The sequence below is a fragment of the Leucobacter alluvii genome, from assembly GCF_039530485.1.
Lineage (GTDB): Bacteria > Actinomycetota > Actinomycetes > Actinomycetales > Microbacteriaceae > Leucobacter > Leucobacter alluvii.
Map to the genome: position 1 here is coordinate 80,951 of NZ_BAAAOP010000007.1, position 21,457 is coordinate 102,407.

General features: G+C 67.5%; 20 protein-coding genes. 13 read left to right on the plus strand and 7 right to left on the minus strand.

Features of this window, described 5'->3' with window-relative positions; translation table 11 throughout:
* Positions 1-74: 74 nt before the first annotated feature.
* Positions 75-431 carry a DUF4229 domain-containing protein gene (locus ABFX18_RS09890; protein ID WP_346058210.1) on the minus strand — a complete coding sequence of 119 codons (357 nt, stop codon included), beginning with the start codon at positions 429-431 and terminating at the stop codon, positions 75-77.
* Positions 432-516: 85 nt separating this feature from the next.
* Between ABFX18_RS09890 and ABFX18_RS09895 the strand changes: the two genes are divergently transcribed.
* From ABFX18_RS09895 to ABFX18_RS09905, 3 genes are all read left to right on the plus strand, one after another.
* Entirely contained in the window at positions 517-1,116 is a 600-nt protein-coding gene (locus ABFX18_RS09895; protein ID WP_346058211.1) for a PLDc N-terminal domain-containing protein, read from the plus strand.
* Positions 1,113-2,903 (plus strand): 2-succinyl-5-enolpyruvyl-6-hydroxy-3-cyclohexene-1-carboxylic-acid synthase, encoded by a 1,791-nt coding sequence (menD, locus tag ABFX18_RS09900; RefSeq protein ID WP_346058212.1) that lies wholly within the window; start codon positions 1,113-1,115, stop codon positions 2,901-2,903. The genes ABFX18_RS09895 and menD overlap by 4 nt, the downstream gene beginning before the upstream one ends.
* 61 nt (positions 2,904-2,964) lie before the next feature.
* A complete protein-coding gene (locus tag ABFX18_RS09905) occupies positions 2,965-3,837 on the plus strand; it encodes a PPK2 family polyphosphate kinase (protein ID WP_346058213.1) in 873 nt (290 codons plus the stop codon).
* Positions 3,838-3,906: 69 nt separating this feature from the next.
* Here the strand turns inward: ABFX18_RS09905 and ABFX18_RS09910 are convergent, their stop codons facing one another.
* On the minus strand, positions 3,907-5,193 hold the full coding sequence (locus ABFX18_RS09910) for an isochorismate synthase (protein ID WP_346058214.1): 1,287 nt from the start codon (positions 5,191-5,193) through the stop codon (positions 3,907-3,909).
* Positions 5,194-5,290: 97 nt separating this feature from the next.
* Between ABFX18_RS09910 and ABFX18_RS09915 the strand changes: the two genes are divergently transcribed.
* The 3 genes from ABFX18_RS09915 to ABFX18_RS09925 all read left to right on the plus strand — a co-directional run bounded on the left by ABFX18_RS09915 (position 5,291) and on the right by ABFX18_RS09925 (position 8,891).
* Positions 5,291-6,346: a class I SAM-dependent methyltransferase gene (locus ABFX18_RS09915; protein WP_346058215.1), complete on the plus strand. Its 1,056-nt coding sequence runs from the start codon at positions 5,291-5,293 to the stop codon at positions 6,344-6,346.
* A gap of 41 nt (positions 6,347-6,387) precedes the next feature.
* Positions 6,388-7,401, plus strand: a complete 1,014-nt coding sequence (locus ABFX18_RS09920; RefSeq protein WP_176698417.1) for a polyprenyl synthetase family protein — start codon at positions 6,388-6,390, stop codon at positions 7,399-7,401.
* A gap of 89 nt (positions 7,402-7,490) precedes the next feature.
* Positions 7,491-8,891, plus strand: a complete 1,401-nt coding sequence (locus ABFX18_RS09925; RefSeq protein ID WP_336661853.1) for an FAD-dependent oxidoreductase — start codon at positions 7,491-7,493, stop codon at positions 8,889-8,891.
* 22 nt (positions 8,892-8,913) lie between these two features.
* On the opposite strand, the gene ABFX18_RS09930 is transcribed toward ABFX18_RS09925, so the two are convergent.
* Both ABFX18_RS09930 and ABFX18_RS09935 read right to left on the minus strand, forming a co-directional pair.
* The gene (locus tag ABFX18_RS09930; RefSeq protein ID WP_346058216.1) at positions 8,914-9,801 is read right to left on the minus strand and encodes a Sir2 family NAD-dependent protein deacetylase; all 888 of its coding nucleotides are present in this window, start codon (positions 9,799-9,801) and stop codon (positions 8,914-8,916) included.
* Positions 9,798-11,411 (minus strand): PucR family transcriptional regulator, encoded by a 1,614-nt coding sequence (locus ABFX18_RS09935; RefSeq protein WP_346058217.1) that lies wholly within the window; start codon positions 11,409-11,411, stop codon positions 9,798-9,800. Before ABFX18_RS09935 ends, ABFX18_RS09930 begins: the two co-directional genes overlap by 4 nt.
* An 84-nt stretch (positions 11,412-11,495) precedes the next feature.
* Between ABFX18_RS09935 and lysA the strand changes: the two genes are divergently transcribed.
* The 5 genes from lysA to pyrE all read left to right on the plus strand — a co-directional run bounded on the left by lysA (position 11,496) and on the right by pyrE (position 16,200).
* Complete coding sequence (gene lysA, locus ABFX18_RS09940) at positions 11,496-12,794, plus strand: diaminopimelate decarboxylase (protein WP_346058218.1); 1,299 nt, start codon at positions 11,496-11,498, stop codon at positions 12,792-12,794.
* Positions 12,795-12,861: 67 nt separating this feature from the next.
* Positions 12,862-13,788, plus strand: coding sequence for an ABC transporter substrate-binding protein (locus ABFX18_RS09945; protein ID WP_346058219.1), 927 nt, complete (start codon positions 12,862-12,864; stop codon positions 13,786-13,788).
* On the plus strand, positions 13,785-14,774 hold the full coding sequence (locus ABFX18_RS09950) for an amino acid ABC transporter permease (protein WP_346058220.1): 990 nt from the start codon (positions 13,785-13,787) through the stop codon (positions 14,772-14,774). The genes ABFX18_RS09945 and ABFX18_RS09950 overlap by 4 nt, the downstream gene beginning before the upstream one ends.
* A complete protein-coding gene (locus ABFX18_RS09955) occupies positions 14,771-15,589 on the plus strand; it encodes an amino acid ABC transporter ATP-binding protein (RefSeq protein WP_346058221.1) in 819 nt (272 codons plus the stop codon). Before ABFX18_RS09950 ends, ABFX18_RS09955 begins: the two co-directional genes overlap by 4 nt.
* A gap of 56 nt (positions 15,590-15,645) precedes the next feature.
* Positions 15,646-16,200: an orotate phosphoribosyltransferase gene (gene pyrE / locus ABFX18_RS09960; protein WP_346058222.1), complete on the plus strand. Its 555-nt coding sequence runs from the start codon at positions 15,646-15,648 to the stop codon at positions 16,198-16,200.
* Between the two features lie 67 nt (positions 16,201-16,267).
* Here pyrE and ABFX18_RS09965 read toward each other — a convergent pair whose 3' ends face one another.
* From ABFX18_RS09965 to ABFX18_RS09975, 3 genes are read right to left on the minus strand one after another with little or no spacing between them, the layout of a single operon-like run.
* Complete coding sequence (locus tag ABFX18_RS09965; protein WP_346058223.1) at positions 16,268-17,074, minus strand: amino acid ABC transporter ATP-binding protein; 807 nt, start codon at positions 17,072-17,074, stop codon at positions 16,268-16,270.
* Entirely contained in the window at positions 17,071-17,907 is an 837-nt protein-coding gene (locus ABFX18_RS09970) for an amino acid ABC transporter permease (protein WP_090152548.1), read from the minus strand. The genes ABFX18_RS09965 and ABFX18_RS09970 overlap by 4 nt, the downstream gene beginning before the upstream one ends.
* Positions 17,908-17,967: 60 nt before the next feature.
* A complete protein-coding gene (locus ABFX18_RS09975) occupies positions 17,968-18,861 on the minus strand; it encodes an ABC transporter substrate-binding protein (RefSeq protein WP_176698411.1) in 894 nt (297 codons plus the stop codon).
* A gap of 253 nt (positions 18,862-19,114) precedes the next feature.
* Here ABFX18_RS09975 and ABFX18_RS09980 point away from each other — a divergent pair, with 253 nt between their 5' ends.
* Positions 19,115-19,840, plus strand: coding sequence for a FadR/GntR family transcriptional regulator (locus ABFX18_RS09980; protein WP_336661849.1), 726 nt, complete (start codon positions 19,115-19,117; stop codon positions 19,838-19,840).
* Positions 19,837-21,384, plus strand: coding sequence for a gamma-glutamyltransferase family protein (locus ABFX18_RS09985; RefSeq protein ID WP_346058224.1), 1,548 nt, complete (start codon positions 19,837-19,839; stop codon positions 21,382-21,384). Before ABFX18_RS09980 ends, ABFX18_RS09985 begins: the two co-directional genes overlap by 4 nt.
* Positions 21,385-21,457: the final 73 nt, after the last annotated feature.

A 21,457-nucleotide genomic window follows, 5' to 3' on the forward strand; every position in this document is an offset into this window, starting at 1 on the left:
GTGGGATTCGGCTTCGGTGAGATCATGCGCGCGGAACGTGGCTCACCGACGCCGAATCTCGTACCGAAGCGGGTTCAACGCGAGTTCGATGCGGTGCCAGTGCCGGTGCCAGTGCCGGTGCCGGACGCGTCCGGTCCGGCGGAAGGGCCCGGCTGAGCGGTCTCGCTCGGCGTCTCGCGCGCTTCGACGGCCTCGTCCTCGACGATGTCGTCGGGTGTGCGGTCTCGATTGCGCCAGTCGTAGATGCTCTCGGAGGCCGTCGACCGTGGGCGGGCGAGGAAGATGACCGAGAGGGCGACCCCGATCAGGGCGGCGAAGACGGCTGCGATCCACGGCTGCAGGCCGATGAGGAAGAGCACGGTGAACGGCACTGCGAAGAAGAGCAGACGAAGTACGATGTACACGATCCAGGCGGTGCGCGGGTTGTTCACCCGCACGAGTGTACCCGCGGCACCTGAAGCGAGGCTCCGCGCAAGGCCCAGGGTTTCGCGAACGCTTGCGAGTACGATTAAGGGTATGGTGCGGTTCGTGATAATCGGGGTCGTCATCGCCGTAGCACTGACGCTGTATGCGCTGGTCGACGCGGCGATGACCGAGGGATCGCGTGCGCGCGGAATGAACAAGCCGGTGTGGATCGTCATCATCGCGGTGCTGCCGGTGATCGGCGCGCTGCTCTGGTTCTTCATCGGCAAGGGGTCCGCCCAGGCGCAGGCGACGCGACGGCCTGCACCCGACGATGACCCGCGCTTCTCGGGCACGAGTCTTTCGAGCACCGACCTCGATGCGCACATGCGGGATCTCGAAGACCGCTTGCGCGAACTCGACGACGAGACGTTTCCCGGGGAGGAGCCGACGCTCGCCCGCGGTGGCGATGGTGCGGAGACGCCGGATCGCGCGGGCGATGCGGTGACTTCCGATGCCGCTGCAGCGCGCACATCCCCCGCGGAAGCGGGAGCGCCGATCGTGAACGAAGCCGATGCCGAAGCCGAGATCGATGCCGACGCTGATGCCGATGCTCCGCCCGCTGTTCCTGACGCGGTACCGACGGAGGAATCGCCGAAGCCCCGGAGTGCGGACGAGCCGGGAACGCGTTCCGACGGCGACTCCAAGCCGTGAGCTCGGCGCAGCCGGCAGCAGCCTCCGTCTTCGCAGTCGAACTGCTCGCCGAACTCGTCCGTCGCGGCGTGCGCGATCTCGTGGTGTGCCCCGGGTCGCGTTCTCAGGCGCTCGCTCTGGCTGGTGCGGCGGCGCAGCACGCCGATGCGCTGCGGCTCCACGTGAAGCTCGACGAGAGATCGGCCGGGTTCTTCGCGTTGGGGGTTGCACGTGAAACGGGCATGCCGGCACCGATCGTCGTGACGAGCGGGACGGCGGTCGCGAACCTCATGCCGGCGGTGCTCGAAGCGCACGAGGCCCGTGTGCCGATGCTGCTGCTCACCGCGGACCGCCCCGAGGAGTTGCGCGGCATCCGCAGCAACCAGGCGACGCACCAGGCGGGCCTCTTCGACGCATTCGCTCGCTGGTCGGTCGATGTGCCGGCCCCCGAATTCGTCGACGGCGACCTCGTGCGCGATGCCCTGCGCGATCCGGCGACGCTCGTGACCCGGGGCCTCGCCGCGGCTCTCGGTGCTTCCGGCGGAAGGCCCGCCGGGCCGGTGCAGCTGAATCTCTCGTTCAGGGACCCGCTCTCCGGGACCGCAGGTTTCGAGCGCATGATCGTCGCGGGCTTCGAAGCGGCCGCCCGCGAGGCCGCAGAACGAGCAGCGCAGCACCCGGAGCCGGGCGAGTCGGGGCCGATCGCGGACGATGCAGATGTCTACGAGCACGCTGGGGATGCGCTCGCGGTCGTGATCGCCGGAGCGGGTGCGGGCCCCGAGGCCGAGGCCTTCGCGCAGGCCGCGGGCCTGCCGCTGCTCGCCGAGGTGGTGAGCGGAGCGCGATTCGGGCGCGAGACCATCGCCGCCTACGCCACGCTGATCGACGACCCGCAGATCGGCGGCCTCACGGAGCGCGCGATCGTGTTCGGCCACCCGACCCTCACGCGTCAGATTCCTCAGCTGCTGCGTCGCGACGACGTCGACGTGGTCGTGATCGATCCGCACCACGGTTCCGGTGCCGAGTACGTCGATCCCAGCCGCGGTGCTCGAGTGGTGTCGGCCGCACGCGTCGCACCCGAGTATGATGCCCGCGCCCTGCGAGGCTGGCTCGGGGCCTGGGTCGTCGCGGACCGCGCGCTGCAGCGCGAGCGCTCCACCGTGCACGAGCCCGACCTCGAGGCAGCGCTCGCGCCGGGCTACAAGGAGCGCAACGCCTACGCCCGCACGGAGGTCGCCATCATGCGCGAGCCGGTCTCGCGCGAGCTGCTCGTCGAGAGCGTGTGGCGCGGCACGTGGCCCCACGATCGGCTGGTCATCGCGGCGTCGCGCCTGGTGCGCGTGCTCGACGCGCTCGCGCCCGCCCGACGGGTGAGCGTGCACGCGAACCGAGGTCTCGCCGGCATCGACGGCACCGTCGCGACGGCGCTCGGCATCGCGGTGACGAGCCAGCTCGCCGATGATCCGGCTCGAGCGGCCGGGACGACGCGGGTGCTCATCGGGGACCTCGCGCTGCTGCACGATGCCGGATCGCTCCTGCTGCTCGAGGGGGAGCCCCGTCCGCGCATCCAGGTCTTCGTGGCGAACGACGGCGGCGGAACGATCTTCGACGGTCTGGAGGTCGCCGAGACCGCGGACGCCGACGCATTCGCGCGGGTGATGCGCACCCCGCAGCGCGTCGATATCGCTTCCCTGGCCGCAGCGTATGAGTGGGACTACCGCCGGGTCGCCACACGCAGTGAGCTCGAGCGGCTGCTCACCGAGCCGGTCACCGGGCCGAGCATCGTGGAGATTCCGCTGGCCGAGTGACGCGACCCGGCGAGTCGGTGCGCCCCTACAGTGGACAGCGACGAACACAGAAGGAGACACCATGACGCAGGCGTTCTGGACCGATGAAGTGGGAGAGCTGCTGCGCGTGCGGCCCGGCTTCCAGCTGAGCGAGGTCGATCCTTCGGCCACTCCGGGCACGGATGCGCGCAAGCGCGAGGGATATCAGGAGCTCGAGCGAGCCGCTCAGGAGTTGCGTGTGCTGCAGGAGAAGCTCTTCGCGCAGAGCCGCTTGGGGGCGAAGGATCGCTTGCTCGTCGTGCTCCAGGCGATGGATGCTGCCGGCAAGGGCGGCATCGTCAACCACGTCTTCGGGCAGACCGAGCCCTACGGGCTCGCATTGACCGCCTTCAAGTCGCCGAGCGCTGAGGAGCGTGCGCACGACTTCCTCTGGCGCGTCGAGCGTCGGGTGCCGGAGCCGGGCGTGATCGGGGTGTTCGATCGTTCGCACTACGAGGACGTGCTCATCCAGAAGGTGCGCGGTTTCGCGCCGCCCGAAGAGATCGAGCGGCGATACGGTGCCATCAACGAATTCGAATCGAGGATCACGGCTGAGGGCGTGCGCATCGTGAAGATCATGTTGCACATCTCGCCGGAGGAGCAGGCGGAGCGGCTCATCTCGCGGCTGGACGACCCCGAGAAGCACTGGAAGTACAATCCCGGGGACGTCGATGAGCGGTTGCACTGGCCCGCGTACATGGAGGCGTTCCAGACCGCGATCGAGCGGACCCACTCGGAGACGGCGCCCTGGTACATCGTACCCGCCAACGCCAAGTGGTACGCGCGCGTCGCGGTGCAGCGCATTGTGACAGCGGAGCTCGCGAAGCTCAGCCCGCATTGGCCGGAGCCGGAGTTCGACGTCGCCGCCGAGCGGCAGCGCGTGGTCGACTCGCTCGACATGCGCTGGCCCGCGTAGCGGATCCCGGGCCTGCCCGTCCCCGCCGGCCTGCTCACCACAGGTTGGAGACGGCAGTGCCGGACGCCGTCAGCGCGCGAACGCCTCCGTGATGGGGCGGAACTTCGACACGGTTTCCCCGAGCTCGTGGTCGGGATCGGACCCGGCGACGATGCCTCCGCCGGCACTCGCCACCACGGCCCGCGCTCCGGTCTGCGCATCGGGCGCTCCGAGTTGCGCGCAGCGGAGCGCGATGACCCATTCTCCATCGCCATCGGCGTCGATCCAGCCGACCGCGCCCGAGTAGCGACCGCGGTCGAACGGCTCCAGTTCGGCGATCGCTGCGACAGCGGTCGCAGTCGGAGTGCCCGCGACTGCGGCGGTCGGGTGCAGCGCGCCGACGAGCTCGATCGACGAGCTCTGCTCGCCGAGCGCCGCTCCGAGGTCGGTCGCGAGATGCCAGACGTTCGGCAGTTGCAGCGGAAAGGGCTCCTCGCTGGTGCGCAGGTCGCGCACGTGGGGGGACAGTGCGGTGACGACGCTCTGCACTGCGAATGCGTGCTCGTGCTGCTCTTTCGCGCTCGTCAGGAGTTCGTCCCTGGCGCGGGCGTCTCGCGCGGCGTCCTCGGAGTGGCGGCCCCTGGTCCCCGCGAGCACGCGCGCCGAGACGGCGCCGCTCGTCGACCTGATCAGCGTCTCTGGGCTCGCGCCGATGAGTCCGTCGACGGCGAAGGTCCAGCAATCGAGGTAGTGCTCGGCGAGGCGGGTGAGGGGCACCCGCAGGTCCGAGGCCCCGGGCAGCGCTCCCTCCAGCTGGCGGGCGATGACGATCTTCTCGAACTCGCCGCGCTCGATGCGAGCTCCCGCTTCGCGCACGCCCGCGAGGTATGACGCCACCGAGTCTCCACCGGTGGCGAGCGCGCGATCGCGGAAGCGGACGCCCTCCCACGCGCGGCTCGCCGGAGCATCGGGTACGGCGAGCGGTGCAGGATCAGCATCGACGGCGGCGATCTCCGTGATCCAGGCCTGCCCGCGGTGACGGGCGACCAGCAGACGCGGCACGATGAGCACGCTCTCGGCAGAGCTCGCGTCGGCGAACGCGAACGTTCCCAGCGCGATGAGGCCCGAGCCGGGCATGCGGACGGAGTCGTCGACGATCGCCGTCTCAGCGATCCGGCGCCATGCGGCAGCAGCATCGGTGAACCGGTGCGGTCCGGAGAACGACAGGCGCAGCACCTCGCCGACCCCCACGCAGCCGCGATCCCCTCGCGACCAGATCATCGGGGCGTTCGGGTCGGCGAGCGAGATGAGATCGGGGGCGTGCTCCAGAGGCCGGGTCGTCGCGCGCAGGCGGGGCGCCGGGGGAGTGCTCGTCACAGTGCCAATCTACTCCTCCCTCCTGGGCGCACTGGCCCGAGCGCTGCCGCCAGCACTGCTCCAGGAGTTGCATAGCCGTTCGGGATACGATGGAGGGGTGACCCGCCCCGATACCGCGACCAAGCACGCAGCAGACGTCTCCGCAATGTTCGATGAGGTCTCGCCGCGATACGACCTGATCAACGACGTGCTCACGGTCGGCAACGACCGGTTGTGGCGCGTGGCGACGACCAAAGCGATCGCACCGCGCAAGGGGATGCGGGTGCTCGACCTCGCGGCCGGCACCGGAACATCGTCGGCTGCCATCGCCGCGCACGGGGCGCACGTCGTCGCCGCGGACTTCTCCGAGGGGATGCTCGCCGAGGGGCGCAGACGGCATGCCGGCAACGACCTCATCGAGTTCCAATGGGCCGACGCGACGCAGTTGCCGTTCGCAGACGACGAATTCGATGCAGCCACCATTTCGTATGGGCTGCGCAACGTGAACGACCCGAAGGCGGCACTGCGTGAGATGCGTCGTGTGGTGAAGCCCGGCGGGCGAGTGGTCATCGCCGAGTTCTCGACGCCGCCCGCCGCCGTCGTGCGGGGGCCGTACGCCTTCTACGGTCGGCACGTGCTGCCCCGCATCGCCGGGGCCATCAATCGCGATGCCGCCGCCGCCTACCGCTATCTGAACGAATCGATCGAAGCGTGGCCCGACCAGGGCGAACTCGCTGCGTGGATGCGCGAGGCGGGGTTCGAACGCGTCGCCTACCGCAACCTCACGTTCGGCATCGTCGCGCTGCATCGCGGCTTCGTTCCGCGTGAAGCGCCGAAGCGGCCCGCTGCTGCCAAGCCGGCTGCCGCGAAGAAGCCGGCTGCTGCCAAGCCCGCTGCCGCGAAGAAGCCCGCTGCAGCGAAGCCTGCTGCCGCGAAGGCGGCCGCTGCTGCGAAGCCAGGCGCTGCCGCGAAGCCCGCTGCTGCGAAATCCGCTGCCGCGAAGCCGACCGCCGCCAAGAAGCCTGCGGCCGCGAAGCCTGCGGCCGCGAAGCCTTCGGCCGCGAAGAAGCCGACTGCGCCGAAACCGGCCGCGCCGAAGCCCGCTGCTCCGCAGCCGCAAGCCTCGACAGAAGCCGCAGGCGAGACCGCCCCTCGACCTGGAGACACCCCGTGAGTCGTCCCATCGCCGAAGACACGGCAACCCAGGCGCTGCCGATGCGCCTGTTCCGCGGGGCGGCCGACCGTCGTCACGCCAAGGAGATCCAGCAGCAGCTCGAGCTCGTCGAATCCGAACTTCTCGAGCACCTTCGCTTCGCCTCACCGGTCGCCGACGCACCGGCGCGATACCTGATGGGTGCCGGAGGCAAGCGGATCCGCCCCATGCTCACGCTGCTGACGAGCGAGCTCGGCTCCGGACCGAACGAGCTGGTTCGTCGCGCGGCGGAGGCCGTCGAGATGACCCATCTCGCGTCGCTCTACCACGATGACGTCATGGACGATGCGAAGCTCCGTCGCGGTGTCGACGCGGCGCAGACGGTGTGGTCGAACTCGGTCGCGATCCTCGCCGGAGATCTGCTCTTCGCGCGCGCATCATCGCTCGTCTCCGGAATGGGCGAGGAGGCGATCCTGCTGCAGGCCCGCACCTTCGAGCGGCTCTGCCTGGGGCAGCTGCACGAAACGGTCGGCCCGCAGGAGGGCGATGATCCGAAGGGGCACTACATCCAAGTGCTCGCAGACAAGACCGGCGCGCTCATCTCGACGGCCGCGCGCATGGGCGTGATGTTCGGCGAGGCTCCGGCGGAGTTCGCAGATCCGGTCACGGAGTACGGCGAGCGCATCGGCGTCGCCTTCCAGCTCATCGACGACGTCATCGACCTGTCGCCGAAGAAGGAGCAGACGGGCAAGCGCGCCGGCACCGACCTGCGCGCCGGCGTCGTCACGCTGCCGTATCTGCTGCTGCAAGACAGCGCGGCGGCCGGCAATGCTGAAGATGCGGCGCTGCTCGCACGCATCGAGGCGGGCGTCGCCGAGATTCGGGGCGGCGCGGATCCGGCGTTGCTCGATCCCGAGGTGCAGGCACTGCAGACGCACGCCGTCACCCGTGAGACCGAGGCCACCGCGCACCGCTGGGCCGCAGATGCCGTTCGCGCGCTCGATGCGCTGCCGAAGTCCTCGGTGAAGCGCGCGCTCGAGCGCATGGCCGACTCGATCGTCAACCGCGAAGGCTGACATCGGCGCGCTGAGGCGCCCTACGAACACCTCAATTCTCGACTCCCCGCGGAGAATACCGTCAGGGGAATGGAAGGAAGAACCGAGCGATGAGCAAGATGCGACTGGCGATCGTAGGAGCGGGACCTGCGGGTATCTACGCTGCTGACCTGCTGCTGAAGGCGGAGCGCGATTTCGCGGTCGAGATCGACCTCTTCGAGCAGCTTCCCGCGCCGTACGGGCTAGTTCGCTACGGAGTCTCACCCGACCACCCGCGCATCAAGGGGATCATCACCGCATTGCGCGACGTGCTCGATCGTGCGAGCTCAGGGGAGACCGGCGAGGACTCGATTCGCTACTTCGGCAACGTCCGCTACGGGCAGGATCTGAAGCTCGAAGACCTCAAACGGCACTACCACGCGGTGATCTTCTCGACCGGCGCGATCCGCGACGCGGCGCTCGATATTCCCGGCATCGATGCGGCGGGCTCGTACGGGGCCGCCGATTTCGTGAGCTGGTTCGACGGCCACCCCGACGTTCCTCGCACCTGGCCGCTCGAAGCGAAGTCGGTGGGCGTCATCGGCAACGGCAACGTCGCGCTCGACGTCTCCCGCATGCTCATCAAGCACGCCGAAGATCTGCTTCCCACCGAGATTCCGCAGAACGTGCACGAGGGCCTCGAAGCGAACCCCATCGAAGAACTGCACCTCTTCGGCCGGCGCGGCCCGAAGTACGTGAAGTTCACGCCCCTCGAGCTGCGCGAGCTCGGCGAGGTGCGCGACGTCGACATGGTGATCGACGAGCGCGACTTCTCGCACGACGACGCGTTCGCCGACGAGACGCTCATGAAGAACAAACAGGTCATCGTGATGACTCGCATCATGGACAAGTGGCGTGACGAGCAGCGCGCACGCGAGGCAGGCGAAGTGGCGCCCGCTTCGCGTCGCCTGCACCTGCACTTCTGGTCGAAGCCCGTTGAGGTCGTGGTCGAGGACGGCCGCGTCGCGGGGCTGAAAGTCGAGCGCACAGCTCCCGACGGGCAGGGCGGCATCGTCGACACCGGCGAGTTCGAGATCGTGCCGATCCAGTCCATCTACCGCGCGGTCGGGTACTTCGGCTCCCCACTCGACGAGATTCCGTTCGACGATGCGAAGGGCGTGATCCCGAACACGCAGGGGCGCGTACTCGACCTCGAAGGGCAGCAGATTCCCGGCGTCTACGCCACCGGTTGGATCAAGCGCGGCCCGGTCGGCCTCATCGGGCACACCAAGTCCGACGCGATGGAAACGCTCGAGTGCCTGCTCGAGGATCGCGACAACCTCTGGACTCCGGAGGAGTCCGAGCCGCAGGTCATTCCCGCGCTCCTCGAAGCGCGAGGCGTGCCGTACACGACGATCGAGGGCTGGCACCGCCTCGACGCGCACGAACTCGGCCTCGGAGAGCCGCACGGTCGCGCGCGCGTCAAGGTCGTGCCCCGAGATGAGATGACGCGCATCTCCCGCGGCGAGTAGCTGAGGCGCGGGCGGCGCGTCGTCAGCGCAGGATCTGCTCGAGCTGCTCGAGGGTCTCGGCCGCCCCGGCGTCGATGCGCACCGAGACCGACTCGCGCGCATCGATCGCGGTCGGCCCGCGGTTGATGACGGCGATCGGGATGCCCCGCAGCTGCGCGCGATGCACGAGACGGATGCCGGTGTTCACCGCGAGCGAGGTTCCGATGAGCACGAGGCCGCCTGCGGAGGCGACCAGTGACTCGGCGGTCTCGAACACGGGTTTCGGTACGAGCTCGCCGAAGTAGACGACGTCGGGGCGGAGGATCGACCCGCACTCCGGGCACGTCGGGGTTTCGACGGAGTCGGTGCCGCTCACGATCGCATCACCATCCGGTGCGATCTCGGCCGCGGCATTGCGCGCGGCGAATCCCGGGTTGAGCTCATCGAACCAGCCGAGCACCTGATCGCGGGTGAAGCGATGGTCGTGTTCAACGCACCTGATCACGCTCCCGTTGCCGTGCAGCTCGACGACGCTTCGGGATCCTGCCCGTCGATGCAGGTTGTCGACGTTCTGCGTGATGACGCCGTTCGTCAGCCCGGCGGCTTCGAAGCGCGCCAGAGCGAGGTGACCGGCATTGGGCGCGACACCCGCAGCTCGCAGCGCGCCGACTCTCGCGCCGGCCCAGAAGCGGCGGCGGTAGGCCGGGTCCTCCATGAACTGCGAGATGCTCATCGGCGTGCGCGGGGGAGCACCCGCACCGCGATAATCGGGAATGCCCGAGTCCGTGCTGATGCCGGCGCCCGTGAGCACCGCGAGCGGTGCGGCTTCGAAGAGTCCCGCGAGCCGCTCGAGTGCGACGGCACCGCTTTGCTTTTCTGTCTGCCATGACCGTTCCGTGAGCGGCGTGCTCTTCGAGAATTGATTCTTCATCTGGGGTTCTTCTTTCCGGCTAACCGCCGTGCGCGAAGCTGGAGCCACGTGGTGAGGAGCAGGTCGGGTGTCGCGAGGTGGACGCCGTGCTGTTCTTCGATCTGACGCATACGGTACCGCACCGTGTTCTCGTGCACGGAGAGCGCGCGGGCGGTGCGGGCCACGTTGCCGAGATTCGCGCACCAGGCTTCGAGGGTCTCGGCGAGCAGGGTTTCGTGCGTCTCCAGAGCAACGAGCGCGGGTGCGAGCAGTTCAGGCTCGGTCGAGAACATGCTTTCGACGCGCTCGAGGACGAGCAGCGTTTGCACGGCGCCGACTGTGACGATGCGTTCGGAGATGCGTCCGTCGTAGCGTTCAGCTGTGTCGAGCAGTCGGTCTGCGAGCTGTCGGAGCGCGGCGACGTCGCCTGAGCGATGCGCGGTCCCGGGGAGGGCGACGAGGGTACCCGGACCCACGAGCCGGTCGATGACGGGAAGCAAGGGATCGACCAGACCCATCACCGGCAGAAGAGGCTGGTGCACGACCAGCGCATGGATGCGGTTGCCGCGCACCACAGTGACCGATTCCGGACGGTGCAGCGCAAGATGACGCTGGACGGTCGAACGCAACTGCGCGAGAGTCGTCTGACGTGCGTCATCCGAGGGCGAAAAAACGATGAGTTCGCTCCCGCGCTCCTCCGGATGCCCGAGCTCCGCGAGTTCGGATCCGGTGACATCGCTGCCGTCGAGCAGCGTGCGGAGTCGTGCTTCACGCGGAATATGAGTCGTTCGTCGGGTGTGTATGTCACCGAGCAAGTGCGCAGCAGCGACTGATGCTGCAGCACGAATTCTCGCGTCCTGCTCGTCGGTGAGCTCGGTGTGGCCGCTCGAATCGATCGCCCAGATCGTGCCGAGCGGGAGAGCGCCCGCGCGGACCGCGAAGGCGACGCGAGGCTCCTCGTCGCCGAGCCGCGGATACTTGATGGGAGCGTCTGAACGCAGTACCGTGCGGTACTGGTCGTCGTTGAACGGAGAATCAGGGACTTCGCGCGTGAGGATTCCCTGGGTGCGAAGGCGATCGATGAGCTGTCCCGGCACTGACGAGTAGGCGATGATCCGGCGACCGAGATCTTCGATCGCGACCGACCCGCCGAAATGCTCTGCCAGCTCATTGGCGAGGGCGAACAAGGGTTCAAGGCCGCGATCACGGTGCGCGTCGTCCCGGTGTCGCCGCTCACCGAGGGCCTGAGCCAGCAATGAGTCGAACAGCCGCCAGCTCAATTGGTCAGCGATGCGGATGCAGGGGAGGGCGGTGCGTTCTGCAAGCTGCTCGAGCGCGGGAACGTCGTCGTCGCGGCACTTCACGACGACACCGGCGGCCGCGTGACGCGCTGCGAGGCGGGCCAATCCTTCGATCTGAAGCACCGATAGCTCTTCGGGTGACGGGACGAGGAGGAGCAGGTCCGCCTCATCAGGAATCGCGTCGCGTGCATCGTAGAACTCTGCGCCGCGCACGACTCGGTTCGAGCGGGTGGCACCGAGCAGCGTGGCGATCCCGGGTTCGAACGAAGCGAGCAACTCCGCGATGGGGATGCCGTCGCTCAGGATGGTTGGAGAAATAGGTGAGATCACCCCCTCAACATATGCGAAAACGACAAATTTTACCGAGGCTATGCCGCATAGGGTGGGATCGCAACGACGCAGATGGAGGCACCTATGCAAGCGACCCAACCAACGCCAGAGCGCACTCGCCTGGGTGAGCTGTGGGAGGTGCTTCCGGAGGAAGCCTCCGCCTCGGTCGAAGGAGTGCTCGAGATCGGGGGTGTCCCGGTGACCACGTTGGCGGACCGCTACGGCACCCCGCTCCACGTCATCGACGAGACGGGGCTCCGCCGGCAGATACGCCGATTCGTGGACGGGTTGCGAAGTCGATGGCCCAATTCAGAGGTGCTCTTCGCGTCGAAATCGCTCCCGGCGGTCGGCATGTACCGCGTTGCGCAGGAAGAGGGAATGTCCGTCGACGTCGCCGGCGGCGGGGAGCTGCAGCTTGCGCTCGCCGCGGGGGTGGCACCCGAACGACTGCACTTCCACGGCAACGCGAAGACCGACGACGAGTTGCGGATGGCTCTCGATGCGGGGATCGGGACGATCATCGTCGACAACGACGACGAACTCGACCGGCTGGAGCGCCTGCTCACTCGCCCGCAGAAGCTCCTGCTGCGGGTCATTCCGGGTGTCGAAGCCGAGACGCACGCGTCCCAGGCCACGGGCGGCGAGCGCTCGAAGTTCGGTCTGCCCATGGATCAGGCGACCGCAGCGATCGAGCGCATGCGCGTGCATCCGTTCATGATGTTCGAAGGCGTGCACCTGCACATCGGGTCGCAGATTCTGAACACACGGCAATTCGCCGAAGCGGTCGAGAAGATCTCCTCCGCTGGAGCCTTCGATACCTACGATGTCGGTGGCGGACTGGGCGTGAAGTACACCTATGACGAGGATGCGCCCAGCGTTGATGCGTACCTCGAGGCCATTGTCGCCGCCGCGCGCGAACACCTGCACGAGTCGGCGCGCCTCATGATCGAGCCGGGGCGCTCAGTCGTCGCGCGTGCTGGCATTACGCTGTACCGCGTCGTCTCGGTCAAACGCACAGGAGACGTATTCGTCGCCGTCGACGGAGGGATGGCCGACCAGCTCGATGTCGCGCTCACGCATCAGCGATACGAAGCGGTGCTCGCCGATCGACTGGAGGAACCCTGGACAGAACGCGTGCAGCTGGTCGGGCGCCAGTGCGAATCAGGAGATCTGCTCATCGATGGCGTCGACTTCCCCGCAGCACGGGTCGGCGACCTGGTCGCCATGGCGACCACCGGAGCATACGCCTACACGATGTCCAACAACTACAACGGGGCGCTCAAACCCGCGATCGTCTTCGTGCGCGAGGGCGAGGCGCGTCTGGTCGCTCGCCGCGAGACCTATGACGACCTGCTCGCACTCCACACCCCGGCTGCGCTGTAGCGGGGGATCCTCGGCGTCAGCCGAACCGATGTACTCACGACACCTCTCAATGATGAAGGAACTGCTCATGACGAAGTTGCCCCTTGCCCTGCTCGCTACCGTAGCCGCTGCGGCCCTCGCCCTCACCGGGTGTTCGGGATCCGACTCCGTCGATGAGGGGGCGGAAGCGGCGTCCTCGAATCTGCCGACGGGCGATGAGGTCAGCACGACGGCGGATCCCGCCCTCACCGAGCTGCTGCCCGCAGACATCGTGGAGAGCGGGGTCATCAATATCGCCGTCGACATCCCGTTCCCGCCGATGGCGATGTACGACGAAAACAACCGGGAGATCGGCTTCGACCCGGAACTCGGACGTCTGCTCGGTCAGAAACTCGGCATCGACGTCTCGCTCAACAAGCAGGCCTTCGACTCCGTGATCCCGTCGCTGCAGGCGAACAAGAACGACATCATCATGAGCGGCATGAATGACACCCCGGAGCGGCAGGAGACGCTGAGTTTCGTCGACTACACGCACGGAGGTTTCGCCATCGCCGTGAAGAAAGGCAACCCCGAGGGCATCACCACGCAACGCGATCTCTGCGGCAAGACGGTGTCGGTGCAGAAAGCAACGGTGCAGGGGGAGTTGCTCCGCGCGATGGACTGCGGCGTCGACGTCATGGAACTGCCGAGCGATCTCGACGCGCAAACCGCACTTCGCGCTGGAAAGAGCCAGGCCTACACGGCTGACGCGGTCGTCGCGGAGTACGTCGTCGCGACCACCGATGATGGCGAGGCGTTCGAGATCGTGCGCGATGCCGAGAACCCCGCCGGGTTCAATCCGGTCTACAGCGGCATCGGCGTGCTGAAGGACGATACGGAGCTCATCGAAGCCGTGCAGCAGGCGCTGCAAGCGCTCATCGACGAAGGAACATACAAGGAAGTGCTCGAGCGCAACAGCATCGACGCATACGCCGTGAAGTCCGCAGAGGTGAACCAGGGAGCTGATGCCTCATGACCGCACCCGGCGTGACCCTCGAAGGAGCCACCCTGCCGGTGCTCTCGACCGAGGACGACGTGGAGGCGGTCCCGCTCCGCCGGCCGTGGCGCTGGATCAGCGCGGCCGTCGTGCTCGTCTTACTCGTGGCGTTCGTCTCGGTAATCGCGACGAACCCGAACCTCGACTTCGGCACGGTCGGAGAATTTCTCTTCGACCAGCGGATTCTCGAGGGCGTGTGGCTCACGATCGTCATCACCGTGATCTCGATGGCGGTGTCGACGGTGCTCGCTATCGTGGTCGCCGCGATGCGTCTCGCCACCAACCCCGTCCTCTCGAGTGTCGCGTGGCTGTATGTATGGGCATTTCGCGGAACTCCCGTCTTGGTGCAGATCGTGCTCTGGGGGTACCTCGGCCTGCTGTTCGACCGGATCACCCTGGGTGTCCCGTTCACCGATGTCGTGTTCTGGTCGGTTGACACCAACTCACTGGTCACGCCCTTCATCGCCGGTCTGCTCGCGCTGACGCTCAACCAGGCGGCCTACTCTTCGGAGATCGTGCGCGCGGGAATGATGTCGGTCGACGAGGGGCAGCGCGAGGCCGCCTACTCCCTCGGTATGGCACCGCTCTACACGTTCCGCCGAGTGCTTCTGCCGCAGGCGATGCGCGTCATCATTCCTCCGATGGGGAACGAACTCATCTCGATGCTGAAGAACACGTCGCTGCTGTCGGTGATCGCGGTCATGGAACTGTACACGCAGGCCTCGGTGATCTCCTCGTCCAACCTGAAGCAGGTCGAACTACTCATCGTCGTCAGTGCGTGGTACCTCTTCATGACGAGCGTGCTGTCGATCCCTCAGTACTATCTGGAACGTCGCTTCGGCCGAGGCGCCACGCGCGCGCTGCCCATGACCCCGTTCCAGCGCGTGCGGGCAATGATCGACGCCCGCAGGCCCGGGCCGGAGCCAGCTCCGAAGACGACAACGGTGGAGGTGGTCGAGAAATGACCGTGAACAAGATGCCGCTCAAGACCCTGGAAGATGGTCAGGGGCATGAAACGGGGGAGGCGCTCGTCGAGATTCGGCGCGTGCGTAAAAGCTTCGGCGCGCACCAGGTGCTCCGTGACGTGTCGCTTGCGGTGCCGGCTGGCACTGTGACCGTGCTGCTCGGCCCGTCGGGCTCGGGCAAATCGACGCTGCTGCGCTGCGTGAACCACCTCGAGACCATCGATGGCGGACGAATCCTCGTGGACGGCGACCTCATCGGCTACCGACAGTCGGGTGCGAAGACGCATGAGATGAGCCCGCGGCAGATCGCCAGGCAACGGCGCAATATCGGAATGGTGTTCCAGCGATTCAACCTGTTTCCGCATCTGACGGCTCTCGAGAACGTCTGCGAAGCGCCGATCGGGGTCGCCGGGCGTTCCAGATCACAGGCGAGGGAACGTGCTCGGGAGCTGCTCGATCGGGTGGGCCTCGCCGACTTCGCCGCGCATTATCCGGCTCAGCTCTCCGGCGGGCAGCAGCAGCGCGTCGCGATCGCACGGGCCCTCGCCATGGACCCCAAACTCATGCTGTTCGACGAGCCGACCAGCGCGCTCGATCCCGAGCTCGTCGGCGACGTGCTCGATGTGATGCGTGGACTCGCTGAGGACGGCATGACGATGATCGTGGTGACGCATGAAATCGGTTTCGCGCGCGGCGTTGCCGACCAGGTGGCCTTCATGGACGGAGGCGTGATCGTCGAGGCCGGGCTCCCGGAGAATGTCATCGATCGGCCGCAGAGGCAGCGCACGCGCAACTTCCTCGAGAGCGTCCGATGAACGTTGCATCGGAGCCGGCCCCGAGACGCGGGAACTCCGCCGGTAGAATCGGCTTCATGACCAGCGCGCGCGAACAGCTCATCGACCTCATCACGAGCGAAGCCGTCTTCCACGGCGACTTCACGCTCACCAGCGGCAAGCAGGCGACCTACTACATCGATCTGCGCAAGCTGAGCCTCGACCACCGTGCGGCGCCGCTCATCGGGCAGGTCATGCTCGACCTCATCGAGGATATCGACGGTGTCGTCGCGGTCGGCGGGCTCACGATGGGCGCTGACCCGATCGCTTCGGCGATCATGCACCAGGGCGTCTCGCAGGGCAAGGTGTACGACTCGTTCGTGGTGCGCAAGGAGCCGAAGGATCACGGTCGCGGCCGCCAGGTCGAGGGCCCCGACCTCGCCGGCAAGCGCGTGGTCGTGGTTGAGGACACGTCGACGACGGGCGGATCCCCCTTGCAGGCGATCGAGGCGCTGCAGAAGGTGGGCGCCGAGATCGCGGCGGTCGCGGTCGTGGTGGATCGCCAGGCGCCTGCCAAGGAGCGCATCGAGGCAGCGGGCTTCGAGTACCGCTACGCGATCGGCCTCGACGACCTCGGGCTCGACCCGCAGTAGCGCGCGGCTCGTGCGCTGCATGCGCCGGGACGGCGACGGNGGGAGCCCGTCGCCGCTTCAGTCGGGCTCAGAGCACCTTCGACAGGAACTGCCGCGTGCGCTCCTGCTTCGGATTCGAGAAGACCAGCTCGGGGTCGCCCTGCTCGATGATGGCTCCCGCATCCATGACGATGAGGCGATCCGCCACCTCGCGGGTGAAGCCCATCTCGTGGCTCACGATGATCATCGTCATGCCCGCCTTCGCGAGATCCTGCATCACCTGCAAGACCTCTCCCACCATCTCGGGGTCGAGCGCGCTCGTTGGCTCGTCGAACAGCATGAGAGCCGGGCGCATTGCGAGCGCCCGAGCGATCGCGACGCGCTGCTGCTGCCCGCCCGAGAGGGAGCGCGGCCGCACGTCAGCCTTGTCGGAGAGCCCGACGCGGTCGAGCAGTTCCCGTGCGTAGGCGATCGCTTCGGCCTTCTTCTCGCCCTTCACCCGCAGCGGCGAATGCCAGATGTTCTCGAGCACCGTCATGTGCGGAAACAGGTTGAAGTGCTGGAAGACGAAGCCGATGTCGGCGCGCTGCGCGGCTAAGGCCTTCGCCGAGATCTCGGTGACCTTGCCGTTCTCGTTCACGCGCTCGCCGATGCGCTGCCCGTCGACGTAGATCTCGCCGCTGTCGATCGGTTCGAGCCGGTTGAGGGTGCGCAGGAAGGTCGTCTTGCCGGCGCCGGACGGCCCGACGAGCACAACCACTTCGCCGCGTTCGATCTCGAGCGACACATCCGTCAGAATGTGCCGGTCGCCGAACCACTTGTTGATGTCGACGGTGCGAACGATCGGCCCGTCCGATACGGAGACGGGGGCGGTGTACTCGCTGAGCGCGTTCATGCCGCGACTCCTTCCAGGTCGGCGATCGGGCTCTTCGGTGCGACGCGATCGCGCTTGCTGCGGAAGCCGAACAGGCGCTTCCAGATCGACTCCGCCTTCGGCAGGCCGGCCTTCGCGTTCAACCAGTTCTCGATCATGGTCTGGATGACCGTCCACACCGTCGTGAGGAGCAGGTAGTACAGCGCGACGACGATGTAGATCTCGAAGACCTTGAACGTTGCAGCGCTCATCGAGCTGCCCACCTGGAACATCTCGGCGACGCCGATGATGGAGAGGATCGATGTGCTCTTCATCAGGCCGTTGAAGGAGTTGCCGAGCGGCGGCACCATCACGCGGATCGCCTGGGGCACGATGATCCACCGCATCGAGGCGAGGGGAGTCATGCCGAGCGACAGCGCCGCTTCGGTCTGACCCTTCTCGATCGACTCGAGCCCGCCGCGCACGATCTCCGAGATGTACGCGCTCTCATTGAGCATGAGTGCGACGATCGCCGCTTGCACGGCTCCCTTGATGAGGAAGCCGACTGTGACGTCCTGGAGCTGCATGGTCAGGTTCAGATCTTCGAATCTGAACAGGTTCGCCGCGGCGAAACCGGTGTAGATGATGACGAGTTGGACGAGCAGCGGGGTGCCGCGCACGATCCAGATGTAAAGGCTCGCGAAGATGCGCAGCGGCACGAAGCGGCTTCGGCCCATGAGCGCGATGAGCAGGCCCAGCACCAGTGCGAGCGCCATCGCGGCGATCGAGATCACGATGGTGAGCGCGAGTCCGTTGAGGAAGCTCTCGCTCGGCGTGAAGAGGCTCTGCCAGAAGTAGTCCCAGTCGAATTTCATGAAGTGTCTTTCCTGTTGCCGATGTCTGCGGCGGCCGGCTGGGCCGCCGCAGACATCGGGTTACTCGGGCTGGGTGATGTCGTTGCTCTCGACGCCCCACTCGGCGAGGATGTCGGTGTAGGTGCCGTCGTCGATCATGGCCGCGAAGGCCTCGTCGAGCGCGTCGTTCAGCTCGGTGTTGTCTTTGAGCGTGGCCGCGCCGATGCGGATCTTGCCGAAGGGCTCGCCGACCGCGACGAGGTCGCCGTCGGACTGCTGCTCGTAGTAGCTCATGATCTCGGTGGTGTCGATGAAGGCGTCGGCCTGATCGGCGAGCACCTGCTGCAGCGCGCCGGTCGCCTCGTCGACGAGGGTGATCGCGATCGGCTCCTTGCCGTCGGCGACGCACTCGTCAGACTTCTCCTGGGCGGATGCGGCGCCCGTCGCGCCCGTGATGCCGACGACCTTGGTGCCGCAGAGCGAGTCGTCGAACCCGGTGACGTCCTTCGGGTTGTCCTTGCTCACCGCGACGGCCGTGCCCGAGTAGAGGTAGGGAACGAAGTTCGCAATCTCCTCGCGCTCCGGCTTGATGTAGAGCGAGCCCATGATGACGTCGCACTGCTTCGCCTGCAACGCGGGGATGAGGCCGGCGAACGAGTACTCGCCGAGCGTGGTGCTCACGCCGAGCTTGTCGGCGAGCGCGTTCGCGATGTCGATCTCGACGCCCTGCAGCTCGTTGTTCTCGTCGTAGAAGATGTTGGGTGCGCTATCGCCGGTGCAGACGGTGAGCGTGCCCTCCTTGATGATGGTCGGGGGTGCGAGGGTCGCTTCCGCGGAGCTCGTGTCGCCGGAGCCGCCTGCGTCGCCGGCGTCGTTCGAGGTCACGGTGCACGCGGCGAGCGACAGCATGAGGCCGGCGGCCGCGGTGAGTGCCAGCGCGGGAGCGATGCGCCGCGCGGATGGGGGGAAAGCCACGATGATTTCTCCGTTCGGTGGACCCCGGCTGGTGCCGGGAGAAACATTGCATACTCCGATTCGTTCGGGTGTATGCTCGATCAGCAGTTGGTCAGACCAACCGATGAACTGAATGGAACATACCCCGGGTTCGGCTCCCACGTCAACGGGCAGGCCGAGCCGAAATGCAACTGAAACACAACCGGCCCCATCGCGGGGTCGGATAGCATCACGAGGATGCAGACCGCATCCCGCGAGCACGATGGAGGCACACGTGGACTGGAACGACATCGGTCGGGCGACGACGCTGTCGCTGCCGGATCGGCTCTCGGTCGACATCGAGCGACTCATCCTCGACGGCAAACTCGCTCCGGGGGAACGCCTTCCACCCGAGCGCGAACTCGCCGATCACTTCGGCGTCTCGCGCGTCTCGATCCGCGAAGCGCTGCGTGAACTCGAGAACCGCGGCCTCATCGACCGCCGCCCGGGTCGGGGCACGATCGTCCTCGGACCCGGCGAACGCGCCGACGTCGCGGATGGGGCGCTCGGAGGGCTCGCCGCGCTGCGCCCGGAACTGCACGACATCATGGAGCTGCGCGCCATCGTCGAACCGCCGATCGCCCGCATCACCGCCACACGCGCGACCGACCGCGACATCGCGCAGCTGCGCGAACTCGTGGAGGCCATGGAAGTCGACGTCACGAAAGAGCGCTACGCCGAGCTCGACCGCGCATTCCACCAGGCCATCGCGCAGTACGCCCACAACCCGCTCCTCGAACTCATCAACGAGCAGATCGCGCAGCGCATCGCGCCGAGTCGGGCGAGCCGCTATCAGACGCGGGCACGACGCCAGGCTTCGAGCATCGCCCACCGACGCATCTTCGAAGCGATCGCCGCCGGCGACGCAGCGCTCGCCGAAGACGAAGCGCGCGCTCACGTGCTCGACATCAGCAACCAGATCGCGCATGCCGCGACGACCCAGGAGGAACTCCCCGTATGACGACCGCATCTGCCGCTCGCGGCGCCATCTCGACCTCACACCACCTGGCGACGGAAGCCGGTGCCGCGGTGCTGCGGGCCGGTGGCAACGCCATCGACGCGGCGATCGCGGCAGCAGCCACCCTCTGCGTGGTCTACCCGAACAACGTCGCACTCGGGGGAGATCTCGTGGCGCTCGTGCGCAACCCCGAGGGCGAGGTGCGGTTCTTGAACGCGACGGGCACCGCTCCGGCCGGCCAGTCGATCGACGTGCTGCGGGAGCGCTACGGCGACCTGCTGCCGGTGCGCGGCATCGACACCGTCACGGTGCCCGGCGGCATCTGCGGCTGGAACGCCCTGCACGAGTACGGCGCCACACGTCGATGGGAGCAGCACCTCGAAGCGGCGACCCGGCACGCCGAGGCGGGCGTGCCCACCGCCCGATCGGTCGCCGCCGCGATCGTCGAGAACCGCGAGGTGCTGGAGCTCGACGAGGGGTGCCGCGGAGTGTTCTTCGATCAGGGGCTGCCGCTCGTCGAAGGCGCCCCGTTCGTGCAACCGGCGCTCGCCGCATCGTTGCGGGCGCTCGCAGCCGGCGGATCCGCCGCGTTCTACGAGGGCGAGCTCGCCGAGCGGTGGGTCGCCGGCCTGCAGAAGCTCGGTTCACGCATCACCCTCGCCGACACCGCCGCGTACTCCGCGGAGTGGGGCGAGCCGCTCGAAGGGTCGTTCCGAGCGCACCGCGTGCTCACGGGCCCGCCCAACACCTCAGGCTTCATGCTCCTGCGCGCGCTCCGAGACATCGAGGCGGGCATCGAGGATCCGCTCGGGCGCGGTGCCGGCGAACTCGCCCGCTCGTTCCGCGCGAGCAACGCCGTGCGAGCGGCGTCCCTCGCCGACCCGCGCTTCGGCGGCGCGACGGGGAGCGACCTGATCGACGCGGAGGCCCCCGCGCACCCGCCCGTGCGGGAGGCCAAACCGAGCGGCGACACGGTCGGGCTCAGCGCCGTGAGCGCCGACGGCTGGGCCATCTCCCTCATCAACTCCGTGTACTTCGGATTCGGCGCTGCCGTGCTCGAGCCGGAGACGGGCATTCTCTTCCAGAATCGCGGGACGTCGTTCTCGCTCGACCCCGCGCACCCGAACGCGTTCGGCCCCGGCAAGCGGCCGCGGCACACGCTCATGCCCGTGCTCGTGCTCCGAGGTGACGAACTCGCATGGGTGCCCGCGACGATGGGCGGGTCGGCGCAACCGCAGATCCACACGCAGCTGCTGGTGCGGTCCCTCGCCGGTGCGACCCCGGAGGAGGCGACGCACGCGCCGCGCTGGATCGTCGACGAACCCGGCGCCGACGGGGTCGTGCGCGTTACCATCGAAGAGGACGTGCCCGCCGCGGTGCACGAAGCGCTCGCGGAGGCCGGATTCCCGCTGAAGGGCGTGCCTCCCGTCGACGAGGATCTCGGCCACTCGAACCTGATCCGACTCGCGCAGGAGGGTGTCCACGGGGCCGACGGCGTCGACGCCGCGAGCGATCCGCGATCCGACGGCTCCGCGATCGTCGTCTGAAACGACCAGCCGGCATGCACCCGAACGCGCGCGTCCCACACGAACTCTCAGCACCAGCTTCAGCGAGAAAGCA

Coding starts and splice junctions, on each gene's coding strand:
- ABFX18_RS09895 (WP_346058211.1), top strand. CDS start 517: ATGGTGCGGTTCGTGATAATCGGGGTCGTCATCGCCGTAGCACTGACG.
- ABFX18_RS09905 (WP_346058213.1), top strand. CDS start 2,965: ATGACGCAGGCGTTCTGGACCGATGAAGTGGGAGAGCTGCTGCGCGTG.
- ABFX18_RS09920 (WP_176698417.1), top strand. CDS start 6,388: ATGCGCCTGTTCCGCGGGGCGGCCGACCGTCGTCACGCCAAGGAGATC.
- ABFX18_RS09925 (WP_336661853.1), top strand. CDS start 7,491: ATGAGCAAGATGCGACTGGCGATCGTAGGAGCGGGACCTGCGGGTATC.
- ABFX18_RS09930 (WP_346058216.1), bottom strand. CDS start 9,801: ATGAAGAATCAATTCTCGAAGAGCACGCCGCTCACGGAACGGTCATGG.
- lysA (WP_346058218.1), top strand. CDS start 11,496: ATGCAAGCGACCCAACCAACGCCAGAGCGCACTCGCCTGGGTGAGCTG.
- ABFX18_RS09945 (WP_346058219.1), top strand. CDS start 12,862: ATGACGAAGTTGCCCCTTGCCCTGCTCGCTACCGTAGCCGCTGCGGCC.
- ABFX18_RS09950 (WP_346058220.1), top strand. CDS start 13,785: ATGACCGCACCCGGCGTGACCCTCGAAGGAGCCACCCTGCCGGTGCTC.
- ABFX18_RS09955 (WP_346058221.1), top strand. CDS start 14,771: ATGACCGTGAACAAGATGCCGCTCAAGACCCTGGAAGATGGTCAGGGG.
- pyrE (WP_346058222.1), top strand. CDS start 15,646: ATGACCAGCGCGCGCGAACAGCTCATCGACCTCATCACGAGCGAAGCC.
- ABFX18_RS09965 (WP_346058223.1), bottom strand. CDS start 17,074: ATGAACGCGCTCAGCGAGTACACCGCCCCCGTCTCCGTATCGGACGGG.
- ABFX18_RS09970 (WP_090152548.1), bottom strand. CDS start 17,907: ATGAAATTCGACTGGGACTACTTCTGGCAGAGCCTCTTCACGCCGAGC.
- ABFX18_RS09985 (WP_346058224.1), top strand. CDS start 19,837: ATGACGACCGCATCTGCCGCTCGCGGCGCCATCTCGACCTCACACCAC.